We start from the raw sequence: 15,551 nt of genomic DNA, 5'->3' as shown, positions 1-15,551 counted from the left end.
GATTATTTTTTGATGATTTTAAAAGTTTTTAGATTTTCTCCATGCTGATTAATCTTGATGATATACATTGCAGAAGGGATATCGGAGAAATTGAGTTCAGATTTTGACTGTAAGATCACATCTTTTCGGATTAATTTACCTTGCGCATCAAATAGCTGGTATTCTGCTTCTTTAAAATTATGGGTAGTAAAATCCAGGTATAGATAATCCTTGAAAGGGTTAGGGTATAGTAAAATATCTTTCAGATCTGATGTTAATGTTTCACGAGTGGTAAGCGTAATGATTTCATAGGGCTGTTGAACACCTTCCAGAATTTCGTTTCCGGCTCCTTTATAAAGATAGGCCACTTGTCCTATACTGTAAGAAACAGAACCATTGCCTCCTGAAGCATCCATTCCGGTTGTGAGAACTGCAGATTGGGATTTCAGAGATGAAAAGGAAAAGGCAAACAAGATGAGAGAATAAATAGATGTTTTTTTCATGGATAACGGTTTTTAAGGTGATGAATTTGAGTTTTTCCATAAGAAAATTGGGAAGACTAAATTACTACCTATCATGACCTGATAACCGAAAAATAGACCAACGGCAGAAATAATCGACCAATGGCGTTTTGTGAATTATTGTTGAATTTGAATTGCTTTTTTAAGGCTCAAAGAAAGACAGATTATTTTTATACGTTCTGCCTATGGGAAGCTTTATATGATGGATTAGCTCTATCTCATGACAGTTTTTTCCACGGATGAGATGTTTGGGTACGGCATAGCTTCTGTGGATTCTTACAAAAGAATCAAAAAAGTTTTTGTGAAGAAGATTCCCCAGAGAATCAAGAATACAGTGTTTTTTTTCAAGGGTGATGATTCGGGTGTAATCTTTGAGTGCCTCCAGATAAAGAATATCTGCCTTTCTGATTTGAGAAATGTTTCCACTTTCTTTAATCTTAATACATTCTTGTCCCAATATGGCATCATAGCATTCACATTTTTCTTTTATTTTAAAAAAGTCGAGAAGCCTCTGCATCGAATAATGAAAACGTTCCGAAGTGAGAGGCTTTGTGATAAAATCTAACGTATTGATTTCAAAAACACAAGCTGCCAGCTCCGGATGGGAACTTGTAAAGATACAAGCAGGAATTTTATGGGCTAATTTTCGAAATTCCAGGCCGCTCATGCCTTTTAAGTTGGTTTCGGTGATAAGAAGATCAATGGGAAGTTCGAGATACGGAATTGCCTTTTCAGCCGAATCAAAAGAAGCGACAATTTCTATATTCTCATACTGTTTAATATAATGCTGAAGAACCAGCCTGTCCAGTTCATCATCATCAATAATCATACATCTAATATGGGTAATCATGATCTTCTGGAGATTGTTTTAAGTTAAATATTTAAAAATCAGAAAATTATTACATAAAGTTATTGATTTTTCACAAAACAATCTAGGATAATCTTAAATTTATATTAAAAAATATTATTAACTAAAATTTGATTTTGTTTTTTTTCTGAAAAATATTAACTTGTAAAAATCATAAACATAGACAGAACTTAATGTTAGAAAAAAAAGAACATAATTATGAGAAGGCAGTCTTGGTAGGGATTATTACTCAAAATCAAGATGAAGAAAAACTGGTGGAGTACATGGATGAACTTGAGTTTTTAGCTTTCACGGCTGGCGCAACCGTACAAAAACGCTTTACCCAAAAATTAACACAACCTGATTCCAAAACCTTTATCGGGAGTGGAAAAGCACTCGAAATAAAAGAATATGTAAAAGAAAATGAAATTGGAACCGTAATTTTTGATGATGAACTTTCTCCTTCACAGCTTAAAAACCTGGAAAGAGAAATGGAAGTTAAAATTTTGGACCGTACCAATCTTATTCTCGATATTTTTGCACAGCGAGCACAAACTTCCTATGCAAGAACTCAGGTAGAATTAGCTCAATATCAATATCTTTTACCTCGATTGACGAGAATGTGGACTCACTTGGAGCGTCAGAAAGGTGGTATCGGGATGAGAGGTCCCGGAGAAACGGAAATTGAGACTGACCGTCGTATTATTCGTGACAGAATTACTTTGTTGAAAGACAAATTGAAGACTATTGATAAGCAAATGGCAACTCAACGTAATAATCGTGGAAAAGTTGTTCGTGCTGCTTTAGTGGGATATACCAATGTAGGAAAGTCTACTTTGATGAATTCTCTTTCAAAATCTGAGGTTTTTGCTGAAAATAAACTGTTTGCAACACTTGATACCACTGTAAGAAAAGTAGTGATTGGAAACTTACCATTTCTGCTTACAGATACGGTAGGATTTATCAGAAAGCTGCCAACTCAATTGGTGGAGTCGTTTAAATCTACACTAGATGAGGTTCGTGAAGCAGATCTTTTGATTCATGTAGTGGATATTTCTCACGAAAGTTTTGAAGATCACATTGCTTCTGTTAATCAGATTTTAATGGATATCAATGCTCATCAGAAACCAATGATCATGGTTTTCAATAAAATTGATGATTTCAGCTATGAAAAGAAGGATGAAGATGATTTAACACCTAGTTCAAAGAAAAATATTTCCTTGGATGAATGGAAGAGAACCTGGATGGCTAAATCAAAGTATCCAACTGTTTTCATTTCTGCTTTAACGAAGGAAAACTTCCCGGAAATGAAAAAGATGATCTACGATGAGGTAATGAATATCCATATTTCAAGATTTCCATACAACGATTTCCTTTTCGAGTACTTTGATGACGAGGAGGAAGAAAACAACAATTAATGAAATATCATTTTTTCCTTTTATTCACTCTATTTTCGGTTTTTGGGTTCAGCCAGAAATCGAAAGTGGATTTTAAAGCCATTGAAAAGAGTCTCAAAAGTTCTGATTCTCCATACAATTATGAGAAACTTCTTTTCAAATACAAAGGATATCCGAAGTCTCTGGATAGTATAGAATCACAGTATCTTTACTATGGAAGAATTTTTAAAGAAGGTAAAATAAGTACCTCAGATGAGGGGTTCAAAAGTTTAGCAGAAGCTTTTAAGCAAAATAATTCTGAAGAGTGTATCAAGCAGGGAAAGGTTTTGTATGATAAAGACCCTACGAATCTGGACATTCTGCTCATTCTGCTCAGAGCTTATGATTCTTTAAAAGATGGAAATAATTTTATGCATCACCTGAGCCAGTTTCGTGCTTTGGCAGATGGAATCAAGAGTTCTGGAGACGGAAAGTCTGAGAAAACGGCGTACCTCGTCAATTCGGTGGGGGATGAATACATTCTGTTGAATATTCTGAATATAGGAAATGATTATACCAGAGGATCGAAGTCTTCTAAGGACGGCATGCTCGATATCTGGGAAAAAGGAGGTCAGAAAATATACATCAAGGTCCTTTACTTAGACGTATAAATTAATTTAAAAAAAGAACACTTAGTGGAATTATATTATTCATTTTCAGCATTAATCGTATTAGCATCCATATTTGCCTATCTTAATTATAGATTTTTAAAACTTCCGAGTACTATTGGAATTATGGTGATTGCCATTGTGGTTTCCATTTTCCTGGTAATGTTTGGGGAAACGGTACTTCCAAGAACATTTGGACATCTTCATAACCTAATGAATAGTATAGATTTTACAGAGGTTTTGATGGGAGCGATGCTTAATTTCCTTCTTTTTGCAGGAGGAATTCATATTAATATTAATGATCTTAAAGAACAATTCCGGCCTGTACTGATATTTTCCACAGTAGGAGTTGTGATTTCCACTTTTGTAGTAGGTTTTGGAATGTTTTATCTCCTTCCTTATTTAGGAGTTAAGCTCCCATTTATCTACTGTCTTGTTTTTGGGGCATTGATTTCTCCTACCGATCCGGTGGCGGTTCTGAGTGTACTGAAACAGGCAAACGTTTCTAAATCATTAGAAACAAAAGTAGCCGGAGAATCTCTTTTTAATGATGGTATGGCGGTTGTGGTCTTTACTGTAGTATTGCAGCTTGCCGTTGGAAAAGAAGTGGATCTTGGAGTAGAAAATATTGGATTACTATTGCTTCATGAAGCTGGAGGCGGCCTTTTACTGGGTGTTTTACTTGGTTGGGTAACTTCCAGATTAATGCGTGAAGTGGATGATTATATTATTTCTGTATTGGTAACACTTTCTGTGGTAATGGGTGGTTATCTTATTGCAAGACAGATGCATATTTCGGGACCATTAACGATGGTGGCCGCAGGATTATTTATGGGGAACTTTAACATGAACTTCAAAATGAAATCTGTTACCCAGGACTATTTGATTAAATTCTGGGAGCTGATTGACGAAATTCTGAATGCCGTATTATTCCTGTTCATAGGATTTGAACTTTTAATGATTAAGGACCTGAAACACTTCATGATTCCTGGCCTACTGGCTATTTTTGTAGTACTTTTTGCGAGATTTATTTCCATCTGGGGACCTACGAAGTTTACCTCTCTGAGACGTAGTTTCAGTCCGCAAACCGTAAAAGTATTGGTTTGGGGAGGAATCCGTGGTGGTGTTTCCATTGCATTGGCGATGTCTATTCCTAAAAGTGAATACAGTGAGACTATTTTGAGTATTACCTATTGCGTAGTGGTGTTCTCCATTATCGTTCAGGGGCTTACCATAGCGAAAGTTGCTAATCCTAAACAGATTGTAAAAGAAGAAGAGGAGCAGGAAAATAGTGTTTTAGAGCATAAAGCTTAGTTTTAAAATCAGATGATTCATGAGTATTGTTAAAGAAATACAGGAAGCTCTTGCGGTGTTATCCATTCCTGAAAAGGCAAAATTTTTTCCAAGGTTTTTCAAAACAGGAAAAGGAGAATATGGTGAAGGAGATCTGTTTCTGGGCGTAAAAGTACCTGATCAGAGGTCTGTTGCTAAGGAATACTACTCAAGAATCAATGTAAAAGAATTAAGCGAAATCCTTTCTTCAAAATACCATGAACATCGGCTTACGGCTCTTTTTATGTTGATTTCAAAGTTTGAAAAAACAAAAGATATAGCGGTAAAAGATGAAATCGTGGAGTTTTATCTTAGCCATCTTCAATATGTTAACAATTGGGATCTTGTAGATTCCAGTTGTTATAAAATTCTTGGCAGATATGCGTATGAAAATAAGAAAGAAAACCTCTTGAGAGATCTTGCTGAGTCAGAGGAGATGTGGCATAAGAGAATTGCTGTTGTAGGAACCATGCACTACATCAAAAAAGGTTCTTTTGATCTTACCAAAGAATTTGTAACCAGAAACCTTAAACACTCTCATGATCTGATGCATAAAGCGAATGGCTGGCTGCTGCGTGAAATGGGAAATAAAAATGAAAAGGAGCTTATTGGCTATTTGAATAAATATTATAAAGAAATGCCGAGGACCTGTTTGCGGTATGCTATTGAAAAACTGGATGAAGATCTTCGTCAGGATTATCTGAAAGGGCGTATTTAAAATAAAACAAGAAGCGGTAATCTTCCGGCTTGAAAAATTACCGGAAAACAGCTATTTATGCTCGAAATATCAAAGATTGTAAGGATTTAAGCCTGAAATTGAGTAATTTTGTGGTTTTAAGCCCAATCATGAAAAATTTTCTCAAAATATTTCTTCTATTTCTCCCTTTACTATTCCTGACAAGTTGTTTTGATATTCTTGATAAAGTGAATATAAAAGCTGACGGAACCGGAGAATATACTATTATTCTTAACGCCAGCAAGAGCAAAACAAGACTGGCATCAATCTCCAAGATGGAAACCATCAACGGAAAAAAAGTCCCAAAGAAGGCTGAAATTGAAAACAAAATCAATGAAGCTGCCAAAATTTTTAAAGGAACTCCCGGAATCAGCAATGTGAAAACATCCATAGATTTGGATAATTATATCATTAAACTGAGCTGTAATTTCAAAAAAATTGAAAACATCAATGCAGGCCTGGAAAAGCTGAAAACTCAGAAAATATTGGGTAAAATGGTTCCAACGCAGGTCTACAGTCAAAATCTTGAGAAAAAAACATTGACGAGAAATAAAGTCAATACCTTCAAAGAAGATTATGATAAGATGAGTAAAGCAGACAAGGAAGTTTTTAATGATGCAAAATATACTTCCATCATGCAATTCGAAAGTGCTGTAAAATCACAAACCAATAGTTCTTACATCCTTTCTCCCAACAAAAAAGCACTTAAGCTGGAGGCGGATATTCTGGACCTTGTCCTTCAGAAAAAACAAATACAAAACACTATTCTTTTTCAATAAATTTCTAAACTATAGTCATGAAATCTATCTTAATAAAAACACAGAAAATTATTTTCGTACTCTTTGGCTTTACCTTGGTTTTTGCCCAAAACAGTATGAAAATTCCGTCTGATGCCGTATTTTATATGGAAGTGAACGGAAAACAGCTTAATAATAAAATCAACTGGAATAAACTGAATCCTTTGCTGCATGAACTCAGCAAAAAAGATAAAGAAAAGGCTTCATGGACAGATTACTCCAAAACAGGAATTAAATATGATGCCGTTCAGTATCACTATGCAAGTTTTAATGACTCTATTAAGACCTACAATACCCATTTTATCATTGATAATAAAGAAAAATTTCAGGAGTTTGTTAATTCTATGAAGAAAAAAGGACAGGAAGTTTTCAACAGAAAAAACTATTCTTACGTAGATATTGATGATGATATTTTTGTAGCCTGGAATGGAGGCCGTGCGGTTCTCAGCATGATTAGCTATACAAGACCTTATAAAGGAGATCTTTGGGCAGAAGAGGCCGTTACAGATAGTACGGCTGTTGCTGTGGCTGCTGCTGATTCTGCTGTTGCAGTAGATGTTTATGCGAATGAACCGGAAAAACCCTTTGATTATAAAGAGGAAATCAAAAGTCTGAAAGACGATATTAAGTATCTGAAAGAAAGTATCAAAGATAATAATAACGAGATCGCAAGAATTCAGAAAGATATCAAATACCTGCAAAAACATCACAAATATCCAAAGGAAAAGGAGAGTGCAGAAATTCCTGAAGAGGAAGGAGAAATGCCAAATGAATCTTATGATGAGGAAGCTGAAAAAGCTTTCCAGAAAGAACAGGACTCCATCCGCAGAGAAGATTTCAAGATCGTTCAAAAGAATGCTGAAGATCGATTTGATAAGTACTTCAGTTCAAATTTAGAAATTGAAGTTCCTAAAGAAATGCTGTCATTCAGAGACGGTAATTCTGATGTCTTTGTCTATACAGACTACGGCAGAATAGTAAATGAAGGAATCTATGGCAAGATGACAAAGTATTATACTTATGGGCAGCTTTTCAAAAATATGTACAATTCTAACCATGCATACAATCTGTATTTTGATAAAGACAAAGTAAGATTGGTCAATAATTATCAGCACAAAAACTCTGAAATCCAAAAGAGTATGTCCGCGATTTACAAAGGGAAGAAAAATAGAAAACTTCTGGAGCTTATCAATGAAAAGAGCGTTGGTTACTATGCGATGAATGTAAATGGGGCAAAATGTTTTGATATGATGTACAGTCTTCTTCAGAATTCCGGAGTCAATGAGTACAAAAAAGAAATGGAACTCATCATGGAAACCATGAAAATTATTCTGGATGAAGAAGCCATTGCCAAAATAGCACCAGGAAACGGAATTTTTGTTTTGAATGAGTTGAAATCTAAAAAAGTAGAGTATACGGATTATGAGTATGATGCTGATTTCAATGAAAAAGAAGTAAAGAAAACTAAGGAGATTGCTGTTCCTAACTTTACATTTGCTTTTGCAACGGAGAATGAAGGATATTGGAATCGTATTTTTGATATGCTGGCTACCAATAAAAAGCTGTCTAAAAGATTCTCTAAAAAAGGAAACGTATATACTTTTAAAGAAGAGAAAGAAGGAGGATATATAGACCAGTTGTTCTTTACTGTAAAAGATGGAGTGGTATATCTGATGAGTTCTGCGGATAATATGTTGTCAACCAGTCAATCTGATATTTCCAGAAAATGGGCGAAAGATTCTGCTAAATATCCTTTATCAGGAAGATTGGATATCCAGAAACTTTTAACAGGCTTAGATAAAGAATTTAAAAGCCCTAAAGAAAGAAAGGCATTGGATGCCATCAAGAAAAATGTAGGAGAATTGTATTATAAAACAGAAGTGAAAGGAGAAAGCATCCAGACGGAAATGAATTATAATATTAAAGATACTTCAGAGAACAGCTTAATGTATTTCTTCGATGTATTCGATCAGGTTTTTAAAACAAAAGAAATAGAAAAGAAGGAACCCATACTATAGATGAAAAAAAAGAAGATTATTGTCCCGTTACTTTTATTGCTGGTTGTTGCAGTGTATTTTGTGGCTTTTTATAAAGATAAGAACCTCAGATATATTCCCGAGAACGCAGATACAGTTGTGTTAATAGATAGTAAGAAACTAATGGGACAATATCTCTTCAGCCTAGTAGCACATCCTTCAAGCTGGTCAGGAAGTGATACAAAAGGTAAAAGTTCTGCTTCATTTAAAGATTCAGGAATCAGAATTCCTGATTTTTTGCAGATTTTCCATATTAAAGATACTAAGTTCTCGGAGTGGTATAGTGTTTTAGAACTTAAAGATTCTCAAAAGTTCATTGCTTTTTTAAAGAAGAAACAGTTTACTGATAAAGGAAACAACAGCTTTCAGAAAGATCAAATTTTCCTTATGATAGAAGGGGGTCACTGCATTGCAGGAAGCTCTGATCTGGCTTTTGAAAAGATCAAGAAGCAGCTTCTTCAGAATACGGCAAATCATGTTTGGGATGCAAACAAGTTTATTCAAAATACATTAGGGAGTATTTCATTCATTTCAGGACAGAAAATTCATAATTTTTCCATTGAATTGAACGATGATGAAATTGAAATAAAAAATAATTCAAATCAGGAAATTTTTAATTCAATCGCTTCAAAAATTCAGAAAGGAAATCAATTTCTGGAATTGGAATTAGATCAGGAGAACATCAGAAACTTCAGTCGCTTTTTCAATAAGAGTATAGCAGATTCTTCACATGCTATTTCTTTAAAAGCCACGGCAAATCTTGAACAGATTAATGATACTATTATCAGTTATGAATACGATGATAATTTTAATGAAGTTGAAAAAAAGACCTTTCAGAAGATTACACAGCCTAACTATAGTATTGATATTCAAAGTAAAGATGCTGGAAAAACTTGGGCATATTTCCAATCTAAAAAATGGATTAACGGAGAAAACCAATTCACTGCAATTCCATTTCAACCCAATCAAATTAGCAAAAGTAATAGCGGAGTTGTCATAAAATCTACCAGAAAACCTGTAATAGAATCTCCTCAATTAAAAGAAAATTATATTTTGTTCAGAAATAATACTTTACTGTATTCGTCCTTGAAAACACTGAGTAACACTGAGAAAAGAATCATTTCAGACATTGATTATGTACTGTATGGTAATAAATCACAGGATTATTGGGTAAAAATAAAAGCAAAGAAAGGAGATTTACCCTTAATTTTACGGTGGTAACCTGGAAACTGAAAAAAATCCATTAATGGCTCCATCAGAAATTGCTTTACTCAAAACCTGTACACATTACTTTTTGCATTTTGTGTTTCCTGTCTTTATTGCCTTGACCTTTTATCCTAAAAACTGGAAGAAAGCATATCTGATATTATTGGCGACAATGCTGGTAGATCTGGACCATCTTCTTGCCAATCCCATTTTTGATCCCTCAAGAGAAAGCATAGGTTTTCATTTTTTACATTCTTATTATGCCATTGCGGTGTATTTTTTGCTGCTATTTTTTAGAGGAAATATCAGAATAATAGCAATTGGTCTTTTGTTTCATATGTTAACGGATTATCAGGACTTTAACTTCTGGCCTCATTAAAATATTATTAATATTTTCTTTCGATATTGAAAATGTTATAGATTTTTTGTATTTTGTAGTCACTATATGAGACTTAAAGAACTTTTACATTACACCTATATTTTTCCTGTCCTTGCGGTAGGTTACTACTTTTCCGGACTGATGGGAAGTGGCGTTATTTATGACATCATTGCCGGAATTTTACTCATTGGGAGTGTTTTATCGGCGGTTCACCATGCAGAAATGGTGGCTCATAAAGTAGGCGAGCCTTTCGGAACTATTATCCTTGCTCTTTGTATTACTATTATTGAAGTAGCGTTAATCATCTCACTGATGGTTGCCGGCGGAGATCAGGCGATCACGCTGGCCAGAGATACCGTTTTTGCCGCTGTAATGCTAATCCTGAATGGGATTTTAGGAATCTGTATTTTGGTAGGTGGCGTAAAATATCATGAACAGTTCTTTGCAAGAACTTCTGCAACTACCTATTTGGTGAGTACTGTTTCAATTCTTGTTCTTACTCTCGTTCTCCCTAATTTTACATCCAGTGTTAATGGACCTTTCTATAATCAGGCACAGCTTATTTTTGTATCTATCGCCTGTCTTGTTATTTACGGTGTATTTTTGATGGTACAAACCGTGAGACACAGAAGTTATTTTATTGTTCCTGAAGAACATCCTGAAGAGCATTATATTCCAACATTAACAAAGACACTAATAAGCTTTGGATTTTTAGTGATTTGTCTGGTAATTGTTGTTTTAATGGCAAAAGGACTTTCTGATACCATTGAAGGGATGGTACAGAGTGTAGGAGCACCTAAATCTTTGGTTGGGGTTATCATTGCAGCAGTAGTATTACTTCCTGAAGGTGTTGCTGCGATACGTGCAGCAAGAGCCAATCAGATACAATCGAGTTTAAATCTTGCTTTAGGTTCAGCATTGGCAAGTATTGGGCTTACAATTCCTGCTGTTTCTGTGGTGTGTATCATGTATGATATCCCATTGGTATTGGGACTCGATAAAAAAGATATTATTCTTCTGTCCTTATCTGTCTTTATCGTAATGCTTTCATTAAGCCGTGGAAAAACAAATGTCCTATATGGAACTGTGCTATTAGTGAATTTGGCAGCATATATTTTTACGGTGATTGTTCCTTAGAGAGAAACCACAAATCCCATTAAAGTCTTCTTGCCAAGTCCATTTTAAAAGCCATCAGCTTGGCAATATTTTCGGACTTGTAAATGGCCATGTCAGCATTTTCACCTACAAAATTCTCCTCAATGGTTGTTCTCCATAGTTCAAGCCATCTTTCGAAGTGTTTTTGCTCCATAGCCTGTATTTCATTAATCGGAAAATGGACACCCATAGGATTTCCTTTGTAAGTCATCTGTCCGAAAAGAATAGATTCCCAAAACGAATACATCTTGGGAAGGTGTTTATCCCAGTCTACTTTAGCAATATCATTGAAGAAGAAACTAATAGTTTCATCCTTTACTACTTTGGTATAAAATGAATTAACCAGGTGTTCAATGTCTTCTCTTGATTCAAGCTTTTTCATATCCCAAATTTACTGTAAAATCAAATTGAATAAGTAATGATTCAATTGATAAAATTCATGAAAACAATATTTTATCTTTGTATCCGGAATAGGGAGAAAGGGTAATGGTCAATAATTTAGCTATTCAAAAAACAAATGATATAAGATGACAAGAGGATTCAGAAAAAAGATCCGCCAAAAAAATACTGAGAACAGTGGTTTCGGAAGTAATTCCTCAGGAAGATTCATCAATAAAGATGGCCTGCCGAATGTAAAGAGAACCGGTGTAAATGTTTTCAACAGCCTGAGCTGGTATCATACCATGCTGAACCTGTCTTCATTTCGCTTTATTTCATACCTCGTTGTGGCCTATATTCTGATAAATCTTGTATTTGCAATGATTTATTACCTGATTGGAGTAGAGCACTTAACAGGAATAGATAAAAGCGATCCATTGAATGAGTTTATTGATGTATTCTTTTTCAGTTCTCAGACATTTACTACAGTAGGATATGGAAGGATTGCTCCTGTGGGCTTTTTGGCCAGTTTAGTAGCCACTTTTGAAGCTTTTCTGGGATTGCTTACCTTTGCCATTGCAACAGGTCTTTTTTATGGAAGATTTTCAAGGCCGAGGGCTTATTTAAGATTTTCTGATATCGCAGTGATTGCTCCTTTTGAAGAAGGTACAGCTTTAATGTTCAGATTAGCTCCCTATAAGAACAATGCCCTTACAGATGCTGATGTTATTGTATCTACAGCCATTGAGGTGATTGAAAACGATGTTCCCAAAAGTAATTTTTACAGATTGGAAACCCATTTAAGTAAGATCAATACGTTGGCGTTGAACTGGACGGTAGTTCATAAAATCAATGAAAGCTCACCATTTTATGGCTTCTCTGAAGACGATTTTAAAAGTACGGATATTGAGATCATTGTTCAGGTAAGAGCATTTGACGAAGTATTCTCCAATACAGTAGTTCAGAGGTCTTCATTTGTGACAGGAGAGATTGTATACGGAGCAAAATTTGTCCCGATGTATTATCCTGATAAGAAGAATCTTGCTACCATTTTAGATCTTGATAAGATTAATGAATATCAAAAAACAGATCTTCCTGTTCAGGCAGGAAATAAAGAATAAATGAATTTAGATTTTTATAAAAAACAAGCTTTACAAAAGCAGAAAGAACATAAAAAATTTCTGGACGGATTAAAGAAAAAACCGCCCAAAAACCTCGATTATATAGTACAGGAAACCCATGATGAAGTTTTTGATGAAATAGACTGTTTACAGTGCGCTAATTGCTGTAAAACAACAGGTCCTCTATATACTGAAAAGGATATAGAACGTATTTCTAAGCATCTGCGTATGAAATCAGCTGATTTTGAAGCTAAATTTTTAAGAGTGGATGAAGACAATGATAAAGTACTCCAGAACCTTCCATGCTTTTTCCTGAACAGTGACAATACCTGTTCTATCTATGAAGTAAGACCAAAAGCGTGTAGAGAGTACCCCCACACGGATCGTAAAAAGATTTATCAGATCAACAATCTAATGCTTAAGAATACTGTGATTTGCCCGGCTGCTTTTGAATTTGTAGAGAGGATGATGAAGAATATAGCAAAATAAATTCTAAGATAAAAGGCTGGGAGATTAGAAATGAATGCCTTGGCAGGAAATAGTTTAATAAAAACTGAGGAAGATTAACAGGAATTGTTAAAGTATTTAGTATTAGTTTTCATAAAAATAAAAGAATAAAAATAGTTGTTCTTTGAGCCTGGAAGGGCTTTTTTTTATGATTTTATTTTCTTTTTTGTATTTACAAATTCCTCTTAAAAACTGATAAAGTCCGTTAAATAAGTTATTTACGCATAATTTTTATAAATGACACTCCGTTTAGTTTAAACAATCATTTAAATATTACATTATGAAAAAGTTATTTTTAACGGCAGCGTTTACATTAGTCGGAATAATCGCAGTATCGGCTCAAACCCAAACCCAGAAGCCAGCTGAAAGCACCACTAATAGCCAGACAACAACAACTCAAACACAGCCGCAAACATCAGAAACTAAAGCAGATTGGAATTCTACCACTTCCGCAACAAGTGGACAAAATACCACTGCAACGGAAGCTTCAACAGCAACTCCGGCAGCTGAGGCCACTGCAAGTGCAGGAACTACGATGGAGGCCACTAAGCCTGCGGAAGCAACAAAAGAACAAAAGAAATCTAAAAAGAAAAAGTGATAGTGCTTTAGCAAACACTAGTCTGAATCCTGGAATCTTGTATTTCAGGATTTTTTTTGCTCAATTTCTCTCATTCTGAACCCGACAATCCGGTTAATCAGATCCAATGGAATCTCTTTGTCTATTGGAAACTGTACAGCTCCTTTAGAAAACTTATAATTCCTTTCTTCAAAATCTTTCACAAAGTTTTTGATTCCTTCAGCACCAGGATAAAATCCAATATGTTTTTTATAACCTGCAAAATAAATCAAAGGCTTTCCTTTATATTTAAAAGCAGGCATCTGATATCCAATATATTCTTCAAGATCCGGAACCTGGGAATGTATAGCTTTTCTCAGCTCAAGAAGCTTTTCTTGAACATTGATGGGGAATAAAAGGATGTAATCATCAATATTTTTGAAGGTGTTTTTCATGCTTATAAAAATAAAAAAAGCGCTGCACATGGCAACGCTTTCTCCTTTCACTTTTTACTTTTTTCCCATTATCCCGGGAACAGGCTATATCAAAAAAGGCCGGGAGTTTTTCCCAACCTTTATTATTTTTTATACCACTCCTTGAGCTAACATTGCCTCTGCTACTTTTACGAAGCCCGCAATATTTGCACCTTTCACGTAGTTTACATAACCGTCTTCGTCTTTTCCGTAGTCTCTACAAGCTTTATGGATTCCAATCATGATTTCCTTTAATCTTGCATCAACCTCTTCAGAAGTCCAGTTAAGACGGATAGAGTTCTGAGTCATTTCTAATCCTGATGTAGCAACACCTCCAGCGTTGGAAGCTTTACCAGGAGAGAATAATACTTTATTGTCTAAGAAATAGTTGATAGCGTCTAATGTAGAAGGCATGTTAGCAGCTTCAGTTACACAAAGACATCCGTTTTCAACTAATTTTCTTGCATCATCTAAATCTAATTCGTTTTGAGTTGCAGAAGGGAATGCTACGTCACACTTTACTTCCCAAGGACGTTTCCCAGCGTGGAATTCAGCAGATGGATATTTTTTAGCATAGTCCTCAGCTCTGTTATTTCCAGAAGCTCTAAGTTCTAATAAATAATCAATTTTGTCTCCGCTGATACCATCTTTATCATAAACATATCCGTCAGGTCCAGAAAGTGTTACAACTTTTGCTCCAAGCTCAGTTGCTTTTTTGATAACTCCCCAAGCTACGTTTCCGAAACCTGATACTGTTACCGTTTTTCCTTGGAAATTCTGTCCGATAGTTTTAAGCATCTGCTCAGCGAAGTATACCACTCCGTATCCTGTAGCTTCAGGACGGATTAATGAACCTCCGTAAGCAAGACCTTTTCCTGTAAGAACTCCAGTAAATTCGTTTCTGATTTTCTTGTATTGTCCGAATAGGTAACCAATTTCTCTTGCTCCTACACCAATATCTCCTGCAGGTACGTCTGTTTCAGGACCGATGTGCTTGCATAATTCTGTCATGAAAGCCTGGCAGAAACGCATTACTTCCATATCAGATTTTCCTTGCGGATCGAAATCTGAACCTCCTTTACCTCCACCCATTGGAAGAGTAGTTAAAGAGTTTTTAAACACTTGTTCGAAAGCTAAGAACTTAAGAACTGATAAGTTTACAGTAGGATGGAAACGGATTCCTCCTTTGTATGGTCCAATAGCAGAGTTCATTTGGATTCTGAAACCTCTGTTAACCTGAATCTCACCTTTATCATCAACCCATGGAACTCTGAAAATAATAATTCTTTCAGCTTCAGCCATTCTTTCAAGCAGCTTCATTCCTGTATATTCTTTTCTCGTAGCAATGAATGGAATTACAGTTACGGCAACTTCTTTTACAGCCTGTAAGAATTCCGGTTCGTTAGGATTTTTTGCTTCAATTTTTGCAATAAACTCTTGGATTTTCTGGTCAATATTATATTGTTCCATATATTAAGGTTGAA

17 protein-coding genes are annotated in these 15,551 nt (G+C 35.1%); 12 read left to right on the top strand and 5 right to left on the bottom strand.

Going from position 1 to position 15,551, the window contains the following annotated elements:
- Window positions 1-2: 2 nt before the first annotated feature.
- Both BLS98_RS07670 and BLS98_RS07665 read right to left on the bottom strand, forming a co-directional pair.
- The gene (locus tag BLS98_RS07670; protein WP_089735190.1) at window positions 3-482 is read right to left on the bottom strand and encodes a T9SS type A sorting domain-containing protein; all 480 of its coding nucleotides are present in this window, start codon (window positions 480-482) and stop codon (window positions 3-5) included.
- Window positions 483-642: 160 nt separating this feature from the next.
- The gene (locus BLS98_RS07665; protein ID WP_228425479.1) at window positions 643-1,350 is read right to left on the bottom strand and encodes a LytR/AlgR family response regulator transcription factor; all 708 of its coding nucleotides are present in this window, start codon (window positions 1,348-1,350) and stop codon (window positions 643-645) included.
- A 191-nt stretch (window positions 1,351-1,541) separates the two neighbouring features.
- Between BLS98_RS07665 and hflX the strand changes: the two genes are divergently transcribed.
- The 9 genes from hflX (at window position 1,542) to BLS98_RS07620 (ending at window position 11,014) form a co-directional block, all read left to right on the top strand.
- Entirely contained in the window at window positions 1,542-2,765 is a 1,224-nt protein-coding gene (hflX, locus tag BLS98_RS07660) for a GTPase HflX (RefSeq protein WP_089735188.1), read from the top strand.
- Window positions 2,765-3,394, top strand: a complete 630-nt coding sequence (locus BLS98_RS07655) for a DUF4919 domain-containing protein (RefSeq protein WP_089735186.1) — start codon at window positions 2,765-2,767, stop codon at window positions 3,392-3,394. Before hflX ends, BLS98_RS07655 begins: the two co-directional genes overlap by 1 nt.
- Window positions 3,395-3,418: 24 nt before the next feature.
- Window positions 3,419-4,705 (top strand): cation:proton antiporter, encoded by a 1,287-nt coding sequence (locus BLS98_RS07650; RefSeq protein WP_089735184.1) that lies wholly within the window; start codon window positions 3,419-3,421, stop codon window positions 4,703-4,705.
- Between the two features lie 19 nt (window positions 4,706-4,724).
- On the top strand, window positions 4,725-5,441 hold the full coding sequence (locus tag BLS98_RS07645; protein WP_089735182.1) for a DNA alkylation repair protein: 717 nt from the start codon (window positions 4,725-4,727) through the stop codon (window positions 5,439-5,441).
- A 128-nt stretch (window positions 5,442-5,569) separates the two neighbouring features.
- Entirely contained in the window at window positions 5,570-6,238 is a 669-nt protein-coding gene (locus BLS98_RS07640) for a hypothetical protein (RefSeq protein ID WP_089735180.1), read from the top strand.
- A 17-nt stretch (window positions 6,239-6,255) separates the two neighbouring features.
- Window positions 6,256-8,274, top strand: a complete 2,019-nt coding sequence (locus tag BLS98_RS07635; protein WP_089735179.1) for a hypothetical protein — start codon at window positions 6,256-6,258, stop codon at window positions 8,272-8,274.
- Window positions 8,275-9,513: a hypothetical protein gene (locus BLS98_RS07630; protein ID WP_089735177.1), complete on the top strand. Its 1,239-nt coding sequence runs from the start codon at window positions 8,275-8,277 to the stop codon at window positions 9,511-9,513.
- 25 nt (window positions 9,514-9,538) lie between these two features.
- Window positions 9,539-9,877 (top strand): DUF6122 family protein, encoded by a 339-nt coding sequence (locus tag BLS98_RS07625; RefSeq protein ID WP_089735175.1) that lies wholly within the window; start codon window positions 9,539-9,541, stop codon window positions 9,875-9,877.
- 66 nt (window positions 9,878-9,943) lie between these two features.
- Window positions 9,944-11,014: a calcium:cation antiporter gene (locus BLS98_RS07620; protein WP_089735173.1), complete on the top strand. Its 1,071-nt coding sequence runs from the start codon at window positions 9,944-9,946 to the stop codon at window positions 11,012-11,014.
- A 19-nt stretch (window positions 11,015-11,033) separates the two neighbouring features.
- Here BLS98_RS07620 and BLS98_RS07615 read toward each other — a convergent pair whose 3' ends face one another.
- Complete coding sequence (locus BLS98_RS07615; protein ID WP_089735172.1) at window positions 11,034-11,414, bottom strand: group III truncated hemoglobin; 381 nt, start codon at window positions 11,412-11,414, stop codon at window positions 11,034-11,036.
- Between the two features lie 145 nt (window positions 11,415-11,559).
- Here BLS98_RS07615 and BLS98_RS07610 point away from each other — a divergent pair, with 145 nt between their 5' ends.
- The 3 genes from BLS98_RS07610 (at window position 11,560) to BLS98_RS07600 (ending at window position 13,636) form a co-directional block, all read left to right on the top strand.
- Window positions 11,560-12,531 carry an ion channel gene (locus BLS98_RS07610; protein WP_089735170.1) on the top strand — a complete coding sequence of 324 codons (972 nt, stop codon included), beginning with the start codon at window positions 11,560-11,562 and terminating at the stop codon, window positions 12,529-12,531.
- Complete coding sequence (locus tag BLS98_RS07605; protein WP_089735168.1) at window positions 12,532-13,020, top strand: YkgJ family cysteine cluster protein; 489 nt, start codon at window positions 12,532-12,534, stop codon at window positions 13,018-13,020.
- A 298-nt stretch (window positions 13,021-13,318) separates the two neighbouring features.
- Window positions 13,319-13,636, top strand: a complete 318-nt coding sequence (locus BLS98_RS07600; protein WP_089735167.1) for a hypothetical protein — start codon at window positions 13,319-13,321, stop codon at window positions 13,634-13,636.
- A 44-nt stretch (window positions 13,637-13,680) separates the two neighbouring features.
- On the opposite strand, the gene BLS98_RS07595 is transcribed toward BLS98_RS07600, so the two are convergent.
- Together BLS98_RS07595 and gdhA are read right to left on the bottom strand one after the other, a co-directional pair.
- Window positions 13,681-14,049 (bottom strand): iron chaperone, encoded by a 369-nt coding sequence (locus BLS98_RS07595; RefSeq protein ID WP_089735165.1) that lies wholly within the window; start codon window positions 14,047-14,049, stop codon window positions 13,681-13,683.
- A 129-nt stretch (window positions 14,050-14,178) separates the two neighbouring features.
- The gene (gene gdhA / locus BLS98_RS07590; protein WP_089735163.1) at window positions 14,179-15,537 is read right to left on the bottom strand and encodes an NADP-specific glutamate dehydrogenase; all 1,359 of its coding nucleotides are present in this window, start codon (window positions 15,535-15,537) and stop codon (window positions 14,179-14,181) included.
- Between the last annotated feature and the right edge of the window lie 14 nt (window positions 15,538-15,551).

The sequence above is a fragment of the Chryseobacterium jejuense genome (assembly GCF_900100075.1).
Classification (GTDB): domain Bacteria; phylum Bacteroidota; class Bacteroidia; order Flavobacteriales; family Weeksellaceae; genus Chryseobacterium; species Chryseobacterium jejuense.
Note: the sequence above shows the minus strand (reverse complement) of the source record. Positions and strands in the feature narration are given on the sequence as shown.